Source organism: Leptotrichia sp. HMT-225 (assembly GCF_030644325.1).
In the GTDB taxonomy this organism is placed as follows: Bacteria; Fusobacteriota; Fusobacteriia; order Fusobacteriales; family Leptotrichiaceae; genus Leptotrichia; species Leptotrichia massiliensis.
Window position 1 is genome coordinate 728,028 of the sequence record NZ_CP130323.1, and the last position, 16,097, is coordinate 744,124.

Sequence of the window (16,097 nt, forward strand, 5' to 3'; positions counted from 1 at the left end):
TTTTTATACTTTAAATTATAATAATAAAAATCTAAGTACATAATAATATAACATGCGTTATATAAAAAGTCAACAAAATTATTTAGTATATAAGTTATATAAATATATTCTATTTTTTTACGTTGAATTTATAAAAATTAGTCAAATTTAAGATTAAAAGAATAGTTGTAATTTATAATACTAAACCCTGTTAAACATAGGAATAAATTTTTATAATAGGGTTGTATAATAGCTAATTCATATTTATTCAACTAAATTGATTTTTATTATTTTTTGTATATTTATTATAGAATTTTTAAGATTTTAACTATTTGCAAATACTAGTTTTATATCCTTTATTAAAAAAGTTTGTAATTAAGTTCGTTATTTAAATGGGATTTAGTATAAGTTTATTTTTAAATGGATTTTATACATAAATAAAATTTTTTGTAAAATAAATTAAGCATTATAAAAAAATATTGAAACATAAAAAAAATATATGATTAAACCTTTGACAATATATAATTTATATACTATAATTATAGCATAGATAAGTATTCTAAAACCAATTTCACAATAAAAACTTAAATTTTAGAACGAATCAATGTGAAAATTAGGTTGAAGGAAAAATTTTAGTAAAGGTGGTAAAGACTATGAGTAAAAACAATGTAGAGAAAAAGTCAAAAAATAGCAGTGTACTACTGGGAGCAGCATTTATTATGGCAACATCTGCTATTGGACCAGGATTTTTAGTACAAACAGCTAAATTTACGAATGATGTGAAGGCAAATTTTGGGTTTGTAATATTGGTATCTGTTTTACTTGCGATGATCGTGCAGCTTAATGTGTGGCGTGTTTTGTGTGTGAGCGAACTGCGTGGACAGGATGTGGCAAATAAATTACTTCCAGGACTTGGATATTTTGTAGCATTTCTTGTAGCGTTAGGAGGGCTTGTGTTTAATATTGGAAATGTAGGTGGAAGTGCGTTAGGTTTTAATGCTTTGCTTGGTATTCCTAAAATGGCTGGATATTTTATTTCTGGTGGTGTTGCGATAACAATATTTTTATTAAAAAATGCAACAAAAGCTATGGATATGCTTACAAAAGTGCTCGGTGGATGTATGATAGTTGTAATATTTATTGTTATTTTAATTGTTAAACCGCCAATAGGCCTGGCTGTTAAAGATACTTTTGTACCAAGTGAAAGTATTTCAAACTTAATTCCTGCGATTTTGACGTTGCTTGGTGGTACTGTTGGAGGATACATTACTTTTTCAGGAGCACATAGATTGATTGATGCAAAAATCACAAAAGAAGAGAATCTGGCTGAAATAAATAGAAGCTCAATTATGGGAATAGGAATTGCAACACTTGTAAGGGTTCTATTATTTTTAGCAGTGTTGGGAGTAGTAATTAAGGGTGTAACTTTGGCGGCTGAAAATCCTGCAGCAGATGCATTTCGTCAAGGAGCTGGAGAAATTGGATATAGATTTTTTGGTTTAGTTCTATTAAGTGCGGCAATTACTTCAATTGTTGGAGCAGCATATACTTCAGTATCTTTTTTAAAAACATTTAATAAAAATATTGAAAAACATGAAAAATGGGTAATAATAGGATTTATTATAATTTCAACAATTATAATGGCAATTGCGGGAAATCCTACAACATTGTTAATTTTGGCAGGTTCATTAAATGGACTTATTTTGCCTGTAACTTTGGGAATTTGCTTAATTGCTTCACAAAAAAAATCAATTATGGGAGAAAATTATAAACATCCGAAAGTACTTTTAATATTGGGAATTATCGTTGTATTAATTACAGCATATTTAGGAATAGCCTCGTTAGGAAATTTAGCAAAATTATTTAGTTAAAAACAGAAAGAAGGTATAGGAATGACAGGAAAACAGGTGGAAGAAGTAAAAATACTTCCCGAAGGAGATTCAGCTATTTTAATTGAATTTCCAAAAGCTATATCGCCTGAAATTAATAGAAAAATTACATCACTTGCGTATTTGATAAAGGAACAGCATATAGAAGGGGTAATGGATATGATACCAGCATTTTGTTCACTTCTTATACATTATGACCCACGTGTTATTACATATGCAAAATTATTGAATAGAGTGAATAAAATAATGAAATTAAACGTAGATACAAAGGTAAAAACTAAAAAAATATATGAAATACCAGTTTGCTATGGTGGAGAACACGGACCTGATTTGGAGTTTGTAGCAAAAAACGCAGATATTTCGGTTGAGGAAGTTATAAAAATCCATAGTTCAAAAGATTATTTGATTTATATGCTTGGATTTTTACCGGGATTTTCCTATTTAGGTGGACTTGATGAGAAAATTCATACTCCGCGTCTGGCTAATCCAAGAATAAAAATTCCTGCTGGAAGCGTGGGAATTGGTGGAGCTCAAACTGGAATTTATCCCCTGGAATCACCAGGAGGCTGGCAATTAATAGGTAAAACCCCAGTAAAAACATATAATCCTGACAGGAAAGTTCCAATTTTATTTGAAGCAGGAGATTACATACGTTTTGTACCAATTTCACAAGAAGAATTTGAAAAAATTGAAAAAGAAGTAAATGAGGATAAGTATGAGTGTGTTGTGTATATAGAGGAGGTGAAATAATGGGTTTTAGAGTTTTAAAAGGCGGACTTTTAACAACTGTTCAGGACATTGGAAGAACAGGGTATCAGAGTCAAGGTTTTGGAACATCTGGAGTTATGGATGTACGTTCCTTTAAAATTGCAAATATGCTTATTGACAATCCTGAAAATGAGGCTGTTCTTGAATTTACAATGATTGGACCGACACTTGAATTTACAAGCGAAACAATAATTGCAATAACAGGTGGTGATTTTCAGCCATTAATTAATAAAAAGCCTGCCCCAATGTACACTGCGATTTATATTAACAAAGGCGATGTGCTTGAATTTCAAGGTGCAAGAACAGGTGTAAGAGGTTATATAGCTTTTTCGTGCTACTTAAATATCCCAGTAATAATGGGAAGTCGTTCTACAAATATGAAATGCAGGATTGGTGGATTTAAAGGACGTAATTTAAAAGAAGGAGATTATATTTCTTTTAGAATAAGAAGGCGGTATTTGCCATATTTTCTTTCAAGAACGCTTGATCTGGATGAATTTAATCAGGAAGATGAAGTGCTTCGTGTAATAATGGGACCGCAAGATAATCTTTTTACAAAAGAAGGGAAAAAAACATTTTTAAACAGTGAATTTACAATTACAAATGATTTTGATAGAATGGGTTGTAGAATAGAAGGGCCTTATATTGCACATAAAGAATCGGCTGACATAATATCAGATGGAATAGCATTAGGAGCAATACAAGTTCCTGCGCATGGAAAACCAATTATTTTACTAGCAGATAGACAGACAACAGGAGGATATCCCAAAATAGCGACAGTTGTAACAGTGGATTTGCCAAAATTGGTACAAAGAAAAGCAGATCATAAAATTCGTTTCAAAGCAATCAGTGTAGAAGAAGCACAAAATCTTTTAATTGAAGAAATGAATGAATTTACACAATTTAGAAAAAAAATTCATGCACCTTGTAAGGAAGTGCTGGATGTGAGATTTGTGTCCAAAAGACTTGAGACTTTATTTGATTAATTTATTGTTTAAAAGTTAAAAATTTAGCTCAATATCCTGTTTTATTTATTATTCTGTTAAAGGAATTGAGCGTATTTTCAGAAAGGAAAATAAAAATGGATTTAGAACAAATTGAAAAATTAGTAGAAATTATAGAAAAATCAACGCTTAAAGAAATTACAGTTGAAGAAGGAAATTTAAAAATCAATTTAAAGCGTGAAAATAATATAGAAATTCAAAGTATTTCAAAAAATATAGAAAAAAAAGTCGAAATTGTGGAAGAGCCAGATGAGGAAAGTTTTATCACTTCACCAATAGTAGGAACTTTTTATTCAGCAGCTTCTCCAGAAACTCCAGCTTTCGTGCGAGTAGGCGATACTGTAAAAAAAGGGCAACCAGTATGTATTGTAGAAGCAATGAAACTAATGAATGAAATAAACTGTGATTTTGACTGTGAAATAGAAGCTGTACTCGTGAGCAATGAACAGAAAGTGGAATACGGTCAGCCGTTATTTAGAGTAAAAAAAATATAATTTAGAATAAGAATATTATAAAAAAGTAACAATTTTAGAGTTATCTTTAAGTTTGAGATAGCTCTTTTGTTTTTTAATAAAATTAAAAAAACAACTCTAAGTTAAAAAAACACATATAATAATAGATTTTTATGTAAAATTGTGGTAAAATAAAAAGGATAGTTTCTTTTGATTATAAAAATTAGAAAGAAATGTTAAAAAAAATGGAAAATTAGGACAATGAAAATAATTATCCTTTTCAAAATACTAGAAGAGGAGGTAAAAAAACGTGAGATGAAATACATAAAGAAATCTTTAATTATATTTATTTTTCTTCTATTGTCTTTATTTGCATTAAAGTTTTATATCTCTACCAAAAACTTTAAGGGTATGCTGACTTCGATTTTGAAAAGTAGCGGATTAAATGTTGAGTTTAAAGATGTTAAACTGATAGGATTTAATAAACTTCAGGTTAATGATCTTAAAGTTAAAGATATGGCTGGAAATGTTGTTATTGACGGGAAAAAAACTACTGCGGGAATAAGTCTTCTTATGCCAACACGGCTTAATAGGATTGATATTTACAATGGAACTGTAAATTTGGAGCGTAGAAAAGATAATGATTTTAATATTTTTCACGTTATAAAGCCACAACCGAAAAAACCAAAAACATTTGATCCTACGAGTAGAATTGGAAAGCTTCATATTCATAATGCAACTTTAAATTATACAGATATAAGTTTTAATAAAAAAATATCAAAAAAATTGACAAAAGTAAATGGACGGCTGGAAGCTACAAAATCTCGTGGTTTTTCACTTTTTGCAAAAGGTTTGGGAAATAAAAATGAAGATGGAACAGTGGAAACATTAAAGATTGAATTAAAACAGCTTATCAAGTCAAAACAGTCGATTTATTCGATGTTTGATAAGATGAAGAACAGTGATGAGAGAAGAAAGGAATTTCGTCTGAATTTTGGTTTTGAAAATGTCGCAATAACAGAGGAACTGGGGCAGTATGTGCCACTTGATATGATTAGTGCAAAATCTGGAATATTAAATGGTGTACTGAAACTGGAAAATGATAAAGCTAAAAAGACAATGAACGCTTTAGGAAATCTGAAAATCCGAAATGGAAAACTAAAATATGTTGACTTGGATGGCGATATTGAAGGGGTAAATGCCTTAATTGATTTGAAAAAAGACAAAATTACGGTAAATGCTGACACAAAATTAAGCGGAAGCCCAGTATCTCTAGTACTAAATTATCTCGTTCAAGATCAGAAGATAAATTTAAAACTTGTTACTGAGAATTTACCTTTTGAAGAAGTTGCAAGATATAAGATAATTAAAGATAGTAAGTTTACAGCACAAGGTAATGTTACTGGAAATCTTGAAGTAAATGTTAATACCAAAAGTAAGAAAGCTACACTTGATGGAAAATTTTCTTCAGATAACATAAAAATTTCAAACTATAATTTTCAGAATATAAAAACTGCTATGAAAATTGCTGATGAAAAATTGACTTTAACTGATACATCATTTGTATTTAATGAAAATTTTTCAGGATTTAAAGTGAATGAAGATGTTAAAGTTTCAAAATTTGTGTATGATTTGAAAAAGAAAACTGGAACAGGAGATTATGTTTTAAATAATCTAGGATCAGATTTTAGTATCAAGAAAGTTACTGGAAGGGTTGATATATCTTCTAAAAATATTGTAACAGGAACAGTAAGATCCAATGTTTTAAATGGAAGATATACAGTAAATCCACATACACAGACAGTTGTGGTAAATGCCAATAGTAGTGGTTATTTCACTGTAAATTATGGTGGAAAGACTTATACAGTTAATCCTGATGTTAGTAATTTAATTGTGAAGTTTAATGAAAAAAATATGCTTCGTTCAGGACAAATTAATGCGAAAATAAAGGATTTGTCAATGCCGTTTGTAAATACTATTAATGCCAATGTAAAAATTCATAACGGAAATTACAATATAAGTGGAACAGCTGGAATAAAAGGTGGTGGAATAGTAAATATTTCGGGAACTACAAGTTCGAATATGAAACATTCTTATTCATTGAAATTACCTAAAAATATAGATATTGCAAAATTGTTAAGAGCAAATGGTTATAATTTCAAAGGATTAGATAAAGCGAAATTGCCTGCAACACTTACAGCTAGAATTAGTGGAAGTGGAGATAAAATTTCTGGATCATATCAACTTTACAGTCCGTATGGAGAATATATTGGAGAATATGAAAATCTTCATGCAAGTGGAAAAATCAATGATTTGGCAAATATGGATATAACAGTTAATACAAATATGGATGAACTGTGGTTTGGTTACCAGCGACTTAAAAATGTCAGTGGAAACTTGAGAATAAAAGATAACGTTGTAAATATTACAAGTATCCAAAATGAAAATTTGAATGCTAGTGGAAAATTTGATATGAAAACTGGGAAAATGGATGTAAATGCAGGATTAAGAGATTATATGATTTATAATACTGCAGGGCCTAAGGTTAATTTGAAAGTTGGAACATTGGATGCTAATTTATCGGGAACAATTGATAAACTTTCAGGAGAAATAACAATGCCATCTGCAATAACATCAATAAATTCAAATTATATAGGTGACACAAATGCATATCTTAGAATAAAGGATGGGGTTGTAAATTTCGAAAATGTAACTTTACGTGAAAATAGCCTGTATGGAACATATGATTTGAAAACTGGAATTTCAGATATTGGACTTAGTTTAAACGAACCTGATATTCCAAAACTTTTGGAAATGAAGGAATTGACTTTTGGAACAAAATCAAATCTTAGTTTAAAAGGAGATTTGAATAATTTTAATCTGGCAGGACAAGTAATTCTTGGGAATATGAGTTTTAAAACTTATAAAATTCCGCAGATTGTTGCAGAACTTGAATATTCTAATGGAAATGTAGACAAGTTATTCAAATATGGGACATTCGATTTGCAAAAACTTAGATTTGTTGGAGATAATGAAGAAACATTATTTGAAACACAGACTAAATTTGATTTGGCAAATGTAGATATTGATTATAAGTTGGAAAAACAGAAGTTTTCGCTTGATTCAGTGCAGGATTTGAAAAATAAGGGATACAGTGGAGATATAGACATCGGATTTATGTATCGTGGAAATTTTGAGAACTTTACAACAGGTCTTCAAATACAGTCAGATGAAATAAAACTTAGTGGTTTTCCAGTGAATAAAGTGGATATTGATTTACAAGCCAATGAAAAGGCTTTAAACATTGGGCAGTTTTATTTGGAATATGAACACAATCCATTATTGTTAAACGGATATATTCAATTTACACCTATACAGTATAATGTTTCGATGCTTGCTAAAGACTTTAATTTGGACTTCTTAGGAGTTAATAAAGATGTTGAGCAGGCGAGAGGGATTGCAAATATAGATGCAATTTTCTCAAATAATTCTACAACAGGGCATATTTTACTAGATAATTTTAATTATAAGACAAAAGATAAATTAACACTTGTGGATAATGTAAATGCCAATATTGATTTACAAAATAATAAATTTGTTGTAAATCGTCTTGATGGTGGATACAATGGAGGAACTTTTAAAGTGACAGGAGATTTAGATGTTCCAACGATTCCTGCTGATTTTATGCAGACAAAACGTCTAGAATTAGGAAAATTTGAATTAAATGCTGCACTTAATAAAGTTGGACTTCATTACGGAAAAGGAATTGACTTTGCACTTACAGGAAACTTGATATTTACAGAAAATAGATTGTTTGGAGATTTGGTTGTAGATGATGCCGAAATAAGAGAATTACCAGACTTTAATTCAAAATCTGAAACAGAAAACTTATCAGAGGAAGCTAAAACTAAGAAAGCTCAAGATAAGACAATTGTTGAGGGAATTGTAGAAGAAGTTATTGATAAAATATTAAAACAGTATACAGTTAGTTTGAATGTAATAGCTGGAAATAATGTTAAACTAAAAATTCCAAATGTAAGTATTGTACGAAATATAAAAGGAACGATAAGAGGTTCTTCAGAAGTTTCATATTCTGGTGGTGAAGTTGGAATAGATGGAGATTACTCTATTACAAGAGGATCATTTTCTGTAAATGGAAATGATTTCAAAATAGATGGTGCACAAATAAGATTTGCTCCATCTACTAACGGTGCAGCGAGCTCCGTATCGGATCCATTTGTAATATTTGATGCAAGTACAGTAATAAACGGAGATAGAATAGAAATAAATGTAAGTGGAAATGTAAGTAAACCTGATATTAAATTTTCATCATCATCAGGGAAATCAAAAGAAGAAATTGTGTCATTGCTCGCATTTAATACTGTAGTTGGAAATGGCGAAAAAAAAGGAGGAGCTACTGAAGAAAATTCAGCTGACGGATTAGTAGTTGCAGGTTCTCTTGTTAATAGTGCATTAAATGAGTTGATTTTTTCGTCAGTAACTGGTAAAATTAGTGAGGCACTTGGAATATCAAAATTTTCTGTTTCAACAAATGTGGATCATTCGAACAGAACAGGAGAATACAGTGCTGCAACAACAGTTACACTTCAGGATAATATTTATAAAGACAAGTTATTCTGGAATGCTTCATTTAAATTTCCATACCAGACTTCAAAATCTGAGGAAAAAAAACCAATGGGATATAACGCATGGTTAAGCTATAGTGTTACAAACAACTTAGATTTACGGCTTGGAGGAGAGAGTATTAATAGAAGTAGAGCCAGCACTAATATGAGCAATGGAGCAAGAGTAAATTATTATTTTGGAATTGATTTTTCAACTAGAGGTAATACATTCGGAGATATTTTAAGAAAAATATTTAGGAAGAAAAAACTTGATACATTAAAAAAATAGGAGGAAAAATGTCAAAACAAAAAGTAAAAAATAAAATTTATGCTTTGATTATTGCGGTAACATTATTTGTATCTGTAAATAATTTGTCGCAAGCTGAAGAAAAAAGCGGGATAATTGGAAAAGAGTTAGCCGATAGCAGTACAACAACAAGTACTACTGGAACTGAAGAGCAAAATGATGAGATATCAGATGTTAAAATTAGATATAGTCAAGACGAAATTGATATGGCTAATCAATTATCAGAAAAAGTGAAGAAAAAAAGAAAAAAAGAAAAAAGAAAAGAAGCAAGAAGAAATCGAAAAAATAACAACATCTTTGAAGCTCAGGAACAGGCAAGAGAAGATTTAACAATTGGAGCAATTCAATTTACAAAATTGAATGAAATTACACCAGATGTTTTAATACCTGAAATGCCTGTAAAAACAGGAGATACTTATTCAAATAAAACTTTAAGTGATATTTATTTAGCACTTAAAAGATTGGGATATGTAGCAGAAGCTAATGTTATTCCAAGAATTCGTGGAAATGTGGTAAATATAGAAGTTCAAGTTGCAGAAGTAGAAAATGCTGGAACAGTTCTGCAAAGACAAAGAATGCAAGAAGAAATGCAAAAAGAAACAGAATATACAGTAGCAAATGTAGATATTGAAGGTACAAACAAACGTGATAAGGCAGAACATTTAAAAGATTTACCAATTAAAGCGGGAGATATTTTTATACCGCAAAGAGCAGTGGATGGAGCACAAAAAATATTCAAATCAGGATATTTTGCAACAGTTGAACCAAAAATTGACAGAAAAGCTGATAATACAGTTTCTATAGTTTACCAAGTTCAAGAAAATCCAGATGTACAAAGTATAAATTTTGAAGGAAATACTCTTTATAAAGATGAAGAGCTAGAAAAAGCATTAGGTATAAAAAGAGGAGAAATCTTAAATGGTAATTTATTGAATCCAGATGATAATGGAATTCTTAAATTGTATGCTAAAGATGGATATTCTTTAGCGAGAGTTGAAACAATAAATGTTTCAAATGAAGGAGTTGTAAATATCGGATTGACAGAAGGAGTTGTTGATTCTGTTACATTTGAAAAAGCACCAGAAAAAAATGATAACGAAAGACAATCCTCAAAACGTTCGACTTTAAGAACAAAACCTTATGTATTTGAAAGATATCAAGAATTAAAACCAGGGCAAATTTTCCAAGAGAAAAATATTGAAAGTACAGTAAAAGAACTTTATAGAACAGGAATGTTTACTAAGATAGTACCGTCAATTGAAGGAAAAGAAGATGATCCAAATGCAAGAGTTATAAAATTACTTGTGGAAGAACGTCCAACTACGTCAATTAATGGAACTATTTCTTACGGAACTTCAGTTGGATTAGTAGGAGAACTTAAATTATCAGATTCAAACTTCTTAGGAAGAGGACAAGATGCTTCACTTACACTTTCAGCTTCAAATAAAGGAGATAAGACATTTGAACTTAGCTGGTTTGATCCTTGGTTAAAAGGAACTGAACAAGTTCAACTTGGAGGAGCAGTTTATTGGACTCAATCAGTAGATGACAATGCTGAAGCTGATGAAGTAGAAAAAGTTAAGAAATACGGAACTCGTTGGACAATTGGTAAAGGTCTTAATAAAGATATTGGAGTAAGTTTCTCTGCAAGATATGATAATTATAAAGAATTGTTTGGAAATAAAAAAGTAAATGATAAATATAAATTGTTTGCAATGGGACCAACAGTTACTTTAGATACAAGAGATAATAAGTTCAGTCCTACAAAAGGATTTTATGCAACAATGTCGTATGAAAGAGGAGAACTTATAAAAGATCCTAGAAAATATGATCAGTTTGAAACAGATTTAAGAGCTTATCATCCAACATTCTTTGGTGAAAAAAATATAATGGCGTATAGAGCAGCTTGGGGAACAACAGGAAGTGGAACTCCAGAAGCATTAAGATTTAGCATAGGTGGAGCTGAATCTGTACGTGGATACGATTACAGTGCGTTTGATGGATTTGATAAATTCCATGCAACTATTGAAAATAGAACAAAAATTAATGATACATTACAGTTAGTAGCGTTCTTTGATATAGGAAATGCTTGGCAAAAAGATTCAAGAGATCCAATTACAGGTAAAAAAATCTATAAACCAAACAGAAAAGATGCTCATGACTTTAAAGATCTTAAAAAAGGTTATGGAGTTGGGGTAAGATTGAATACTCCAATTGGGCCATTAAGATTTGACTATGGTTGGCCAATGGATCCTGAGAAAAAAGGTGAGAAAAAAGATAAAGGTAAATTCTACTTTAGCTTTGGACAATCATTCTAGTTTTTTCAGACTAACTAAAATATAAACTAAAAATAATTATAGGGGGTGATTAATTTCATCCCTATAATTTTATAAAAATTTCATAACTGTTAACAATCAAAGCAAGGAGAGATTCAAAATGTATGATATAAAAGAAATTGCAAAATTGATAAATGGAGAAATAAGAGGAAATGCTGAGTTAAGTTTTACAAGAATTGCTCCATTTTTTCATTCAACTGAGAAGGAATTAACGTTTGCTGCAGATGAAAAGATGTTAAAAAATATGGATAAATGCAGTGCAGGAGCTGTGATTGTTCCTGATTTGCCAAATTTACCTGCAAATAAGACTTTTATTGTTGTAAAAGGCAATCCTAGGGAACTCATGCCGATATTGCTAAATTATTTCAAGCCTAAATTACAGCCGTTTGAAAATCAGATAGAAAATTCTGCAAAAATTGATGAAAGTGCAAATGTATCAAAAATAAACACTTATATTGGACATAATGTAAAAATTGGAAAAAATGTTGTTATCTATCCAAATGTTTCAATTTTTGAAGGAACTGAAATAGGTGATGACTGTATAATTTATTCAAATGTAACAATACGGGAATTTACAAAAGTTGGAAGAGGTACAATCTTGCAGCCGGGAGCTGTGATAGGATCTGACGGGTTTGGATTTGTAAAAATTAACGGAAACAATGTAAAAATTGAGCAAATTGGACACGTAATATTGGGAGAAGAAGTTGAAATTGGAGCAAATTCGTGTGTTGACAGAGGAGCAATTGGAGATACAATTATAAAAAAAGGTACAAAAATTGATAATCTTGTTCATATTGCCCATAATGACATAATTGGAGAAAATTGTCTAATTGTGGCTCAGACTGGTATTTCTGGAAGTGTGGAAGTGGGAGATAATTCGACTCTTGCAGGACAGGTTGGAGTAGCAGGACACTTGAAAATTGGAAGCAATGTAGTGATTGCCGCAAAATCTGGAGTAACTAATGATGTGCCGAATGGTAAGCAAATGTCAGGTTATCCGCTTCGTGAACATATAGAAGACTTGAGAATAAAAATGGCGATGGGAAAAGTTCCTGAACTTGTAAAACGAATGAAAAAGTTGGAAAAAGAATTGGAAAAAACGGAAGCAAAAAAATAAAAATATAAAATTTTGCACATCAAAGTTGTGAAATTTGAAAACTTCCTTGACTTATTAATTCAAATGATGTAGAATAAATAACAGATAATAAAAAATATTATAAATAGAGAGAGAAGGGAGTTATAGATGAAAAAAATACTTTTAGGTATCTTTATGCTTTTGTGCATAGTTAGCTGTGGGTCAGGACCTGACAAAACAGTGTCAAAATTTATTGAGAGTGTAAAAGATGAAAAGATGAAAGAAGCGGCAAAATATGCAATTGATGATAGTTTTGAGGGGAACTTGGATGTTAAGTACAACAATAAAATTCAAGAATTACTTTTCAAGACATTATTAAAAAATCTTGAATATAAAATTGTCAAGACAGAAAAACAAGATAATGAAACAACAATTGTAACAGTAGAAGTAACAAATGTGGATGTTGAAAAAATATTTTTACAAGTTTTCAAAAAAATGACACAAGAAACTTTTTCAGGAAACGGTTCTCATTTAATGTCAGTTGATGACAGATTTAAAGAAGAACTTGAAGCAAAAGATAAGCCAAAATCAAAAAATGTCACAAAATTTGTAGTTAAGAAAACAGCTAATGGAGAAAAAATAGTTTTAACAGCAGAAAATATTGATGTGTTACTTGGTAAATTAAACACAACATTATCAAACTTAAACACACTTGGTGGAGCTGAAGAAGAAACAGCGGTAGAATTACCAGAGACAGGACCATCAACTGGATTAACACAAAAACCCGAAGAACTTAGAAATCAAAATAAATAAATAAAATAATTTAATTATTAAATAAAACAATCATTCTTTTACTTTTATAAGTGAGTCTGATTGTTTTTTATTTACAAAAATTTTTTGTATTAATTAAAATAGAATTAAAAAAATTTGATTTTTAAAGATTTTTATTGTATAATTGTAGTGTAAAAATAAAAAAGGGAGGAATAAAAATGGCTACATCAAGTTTTTTAAGATTGCCAGAGTTTAAGACTGATAAGGAGATAGATGGCTTAATAAAGGCATTGGAGAATGATAGAAAACCAGAATTAACAGGTGTAAAGGCTGAAAAAATAACAGATGAAAAAAGAATTAGAAGAATATTGGATAAGAAAAGATGAAAATATCAAGATTGTCGATAAATGATTTGTTGAAGTATGATACAGAAGAGTATGTAAAAGAAAATATTTTGAATACATTTAGTAGTAGAAAAAATAATAATGTAGAAGATTTTTTACATAATAAAGCAATATTTTTTGAGAAAAGTTCTATTTCAACAACACATTTAATTTTTGATAATAATGATACTTTGTTAGGTTATTTTTCAGTAGCAAATAAAAGTTTAATATTACCGAATGAAAGATTTGAAAATTTAAGTAATAGTAAACAAAAGAAATTAATGCAAAGTGGACAGAAGGTTGGTAATGGATTTTACTTAGTAAACAGTTATTTATTAGGACAATTAGGGAAAAATTTTAATTTATCAGAAAGTGAACAAATAAAAGGAAATTTTTTATTATCTCTTGCTTTTGAGTTATTGCTGGAAGCAAAGGAATTGATAAATGCAAAATATGTCTGGCTGGAATGTAGAAATTCAGAGAAACTTGTAGATTTTTATAAAAAATTTGGCTTTGAGAAGATAGATAATTTTATTTCTAAAGATGGATTGGTTGTTATGATGATGAAATTAGATAGGAAAAATTGATTTGGATGAAAAATACTGCTGTTGATTTGGAAGGTGATATTTTTTTGCTTTTTTTATTTGAATTATATATTTTATTAGGAAGGAATTAAAATTTTTTGGAAGAAATATAAAAAATTTGTATTCCAACTTAAAATATTGTATAATTAAAATATAAAAAGAACACAAATAGTTAATATATAAAATGGAATAAATATATTTGGTTATAGATATTTAAAATAAAAGGAGATGGTATTTAATGTTTAAGAAAATTTTATTGATGGTTATACTTGTTATGTCTGTTGTGGGGTGTGAACTGTTTGATGCAAAAAGATGGGATAGAATAAATCGAGAAGATGCTGAAAGAGGTGTAAAATGTTATGAAAATGAAAATGGATATTTTTATTGCAAGGATAGATATGGAAACAGGATTTATTAGCTGTAAAGGTATTGAGACAGATAATGACGGTTAAATAAGCTATAAATATATGCAAAGAACAGGGGCTTCCCATATAGGGATGTTTTCCTGTTTTTTCTTTTAGGCAAATATTGTATCTCTATTCTATCCAAATTTCATTTCATCATTAATTTTTTGATGAAAATCAATTTTATAGTAAACCTACTTTAAAATAGAACTCAAAGGCTATGACTATTTACTCAAATCTTAAGGTTGTATAATTTTTAATAGTTTAATTTTAAATGGGTTCGAGTATATTTTCAAGATTAATAACATTGACTAACTATACGTTTAATGAATTATCTTGTTTTTTTGTATAGAATGTGATATTCTAGTAATGTAATTTTTAAAAATATACTTGAATCAAATTGAAATTTGGCTGATGAAAATTAAGTGAATTTGGATTTGAGTAGAATAATTATAATTTTAAAATAAAGAAGGATGTTAGAAAAAATATGGGAAAATCAGAAATAATTAGAGGGACAAGTAAATGTGCAAGATTTTTTGTCTGTGATACGACAGATATTGTAAAAGAGGCAAAAAAGATTCATGGGCTTGATCCGGTAGCGACAACTGTTTTTGGGAAACTATTGACAGCGACAGCTATGATGGGGAAAGATTTGAAAAACGAGAAAGATTTAGTGACAGTTAAAGTAAATGGAGATGGACCTTATGGAAATATGCTTGCAACTGGTAATATGAAAGGGGAAGTAAAAGGTTATATTGGAAATCCTGAAGATAAATTTCATCAGATAATTGACGAAAATGGAAATTTTATAAAAGATGAAACTGGGCAAGTGAGATTTATTGGAAACGGCACAATGCAAGTTATAAAGGACTTGGGACTGCGTGATCCATTTTCTGGAGTTACAAAAATAAATGAAGAGGATATTGCAGATATAATTGCTCATTATTTTCTTTTGTCAGAGCAGATAAAATCAGTTATTGCACTCGGTGTAAAACTGGATGAAAATGGAGAAGTAAAAAGGGCTGGAGGTTATTTGATACAGCTGTTGCCAGGTGTGGAAGACGGATTTATTGATAAACTGGAAAATAAATTACAGCAGATTAGGACGATTACTGAACTTCTGGAAGGTGGAATGAGCCTTGAGCAGATTGTGGAACTGCTTTATGAAGATATTTCGGTATTTGAGGAAGAAACTGATGTTGATGGCGCTCATAAAAAGGTTTATGTGGAAGATTTTGAAATTTTGGAAAAATCAGAGCTGGAGTATAAATGTAATTGCACTAAAGAGAAGTTTTACAAGGGATTAATCACGCTTGGAAAAGAAGAAATTGATAAAATTCTGGAAGAGGAAGACAAAATTCAAGTAGAATGCCATTTTTGCGGTAAAAAATATGATTTTGGAAAAGAAGATTTTAAAAATTTATAAAATAGATTTGCTTGGAATTATATAGTACTATTTCCCATTTAAATAGTAGAAATTAGAAAATTCATGGAATCAAAGTCTTTTGTAATTTTATTTA

12 protein-coding genes are annotated in these 16,097 nt (G+C 29.8%); all 12 read left to right on the forward strand.

Going from position 1 to position 16,097, the window contains the following annotated elements; all coding sequences use genetic code 11:
* Nucleotides 1-632 precede the first annotated feature (632 nt).
* Complete coding sequence (locus QU666_RS03675) at nucleotides 633-1,850, forward strand: NRAMP family divalent metal transporter (protein ID WP_021770005.1); 1,218 nt, start codon at nucleotides 633-635, stop codon at nucleotides 1,848-1,850.
* A 21-nt stretch (nucleotides 1,851-1,871) separates the two neighbouring features.
* Nucleotides 1,872-2,618: a 5-oxoprolinase subunit PxpB gene (pxpB, locus tag QU666_RS03680; RefSeq protein ID WP_021770006.1), complete on the forward strand. Its 747-nt coding sequence runs from the start codon at nucleotides 1,872-1,874 to the stop codon at nucleotides 2,616-2,618.
* Nucleotides 2,618-3,622 (forward strand): biotin-dependent carboxyltransferase family protein, encoded by a 1,005-nt coding sequence (locus QU666_RS03685; protein ID WP_021770007.1) that lies wholly within the window; start codon nucleotides 2,618-2,620, stop codon nucleotides 3,620-3,622. The genes pxpB and QU666_RS03685 overlap by 1 nt, the downstream gene beginning before the upstream one ends.
* A gap of 95 nt (nucleotides 3,623-3,717) precedes the next feature.
* Nucleotides 3,718-4,134 (forward strand): acetyl-CoA carboxylase biotin carboxyl carrier protein, encoded by a 417-nt coding sequence (accB, locus tag QU666_RS03690; protein ID WP_021770008.1) that lies wholly within the window; start codon nucleotides 3,718-3,720, stop codon nucleotides 4,132-4,134.
* A gap of 273 nt (nucleotides 4,135-4,407) precedes the next feature.
* Nucleotides 4,408-9,006: a translocation/assembly module TamB domain-containing protein gene (locus QU666_RS03695; protein ID WP_036071750.1), complete on the forward strand. Its 4,599-nt coding sequence runs from the start codon at nucleotides 4,408-4,410 to the stop codon at nucleotides 9,004-9,006.
* An 8-nt stretch (nucleotides 9,007-9,014) separates the two neighbouring features.
* Nucleotides 9,015-11,342 (forward strand): outer membrane protein assembly factor, encoded by a 2,328-nt coding sequence (locus QU666_RS03700; RefSeq protein WP_021770010.1) that lies wholly within the window; start codon nucleotides 9,015-9,017, stop codon nucleotides 11,340-11,342.
* Nucleotides 11,343-11,460: 118 nt separating this feature from the next.
* Nucleotides 11,461-12,477 carry a UDP-3-O-(3-hydroxymyristoyl)glucosamine N-acyltransferase gene (gene lpxD, locus QU666_RS03705; RefSeq protein WP_021770011.1) on the forward strand — a complete coding sequence of 339 codons (1,017 nt, stop codon included), beginning with the start codon at nucleotides 11,461-11,463 and terminating at the stop codon, nucleotides 12,475-12,477.
* A 126-nt stretch (nucleotides 12,478-12,603) separates the two neighbouring features.
* Nucleotides 12,604-13,248 (forward strand): hypothetical protein, encoded by a 645-nt coding sequence (locus QU666_RS03710; RefSeq protein ID WP_021770012.1) that lies wholly within the window; start codon nucleotides 12,604-12,606, stop codon nucleotides 13,246-13,248.
* A gap of 176 nt (nucleotides 13,249-13,424) precedes the next feature.
* Complete coding sequence (locus tag QU666_RS03715) at nucleotides 13,425-13,592, forward strand: hypothetical protein (protein WP_169718713.1); 168 nt, start codon at nucleotides 13,425-13,427, stop codon at nucleotides 13,590-13,592.
* Nucleotides 13,589-14,176, forward strand: a complete 588-nt coding sequence (locus QU666_RS03720; RefSeq protein ID WP_021770014.1) for a GNAT family N-acetyltransferase — start codon at nucleotides 13,589-13,591, stop codon at nucleotides 14,174-14,176. The genes QU666_RS03715 and QU666_RS03720 overlap by 4 nt, the downstream gene beginning before the upstream one ends.
* Before the next feature lie 235 nt (nucleotides 14,177-14,411).
* Entirely contained in the window at nucleotides 14,412-14,591 is a 180-nt protein-coding gene (locus tag QU666_RS03725; RefSeq protein WP_021770016.1) for a hypothetical protein, read from the forward strand.
* Nucleotides 14,592-15,064: 473 nt separating this feature from the next.
* Nucleotides 15,065-16,003, forward strand: coding sequence for an Hsp33 family molecular chaperone HslO (locus QU666_RS03730; RefSeq protein ID WP_021770017.1), 939 nt, complete (start codon nucleotides 15,065-15,067; stop codon nucleotides 16,001-16,003).
* Nucleotides 16,004-16,097: the final 94 nt, after the last annotated feature.

Coding starts and splice junctions, on each gene's coding strand:
- QU666_RS03675 (WP_021770005.1), top strand. CDS start 633: ATGAGTAAAAACAATGTAGAGAAAAAGTCAAAAAATAGCAGTGTACTA.
- pxpB (WP_021770006.1), top strand. CDS start 1,872: ATGACAGGAAAACAGGTGGAAGAAGTAAAAATACTTCCCGAAGGAGAT.
- QU666_RS03685 (WP_021770007.1), top strand. CDS start 2,618: ATGGGTTTTAGAGTTTTAAAAGGCGGACTTTTAACAACTGTTCAGGAC.
- accB (WP_021770008.1), top strand. CDS start 3,718: ATGGATTTAGAACAAATTGAAAAATTAGTAGAAATTATAGAAAAATCA.
- QU666_RS03695 (WP_036071750.1), top strand. CDS start 4,408: ATGAAATACATAAAGAAATCTTTAATTATATTTATTTTTCTTCTATTG.
- QU666_RS03700 (WP_021770010.1), top strand. CDS start 9,015: ATGTCAAAACAAAAAGTAAAAAATAAAATTTATGCTTTGATTATTGCG.
- lpxD (WP_021770011.1), top strand. CDS start 11,461: ATGTATGATATAAAAGAAATTGCAAAATTGATAAATGGAGAAATAAGA.
- QU666_RS03710 (WP_021770012.1), top strand. CDS start 12,604: ATGAAAAAAATACTTTTAGGTATCTTTATGCTTTTGTGCATAGTTAGC.
- QU666_RS03715 (WP_169718713.1), top strand. CDS start 13,425: ATGGCTACATCAAGTTTTTTAAGATTGCCAGAGTTTAAGACTGATAAG.
- QU666_RS03720 (WP_021770014.1), top strand. CDS start 13,589: ATGAAAATATCAAGATTGTCGATAAATGATTTGTTGAAGTATGATACA.
- QU666_RS03725 (WP_021770016.1), top strand. CDS start 14,412: ATGTTTAAGAAAATTTTATTGATGGTTATACTTGTTATGTCTGTTGTG.
- QU666_RS03730 (WP_021770017.1), top strand. CDS start 15,065: ATGGGAAAATCAGAAATAATTAGAGGGACAAGTAAATGTGCAAGATTT.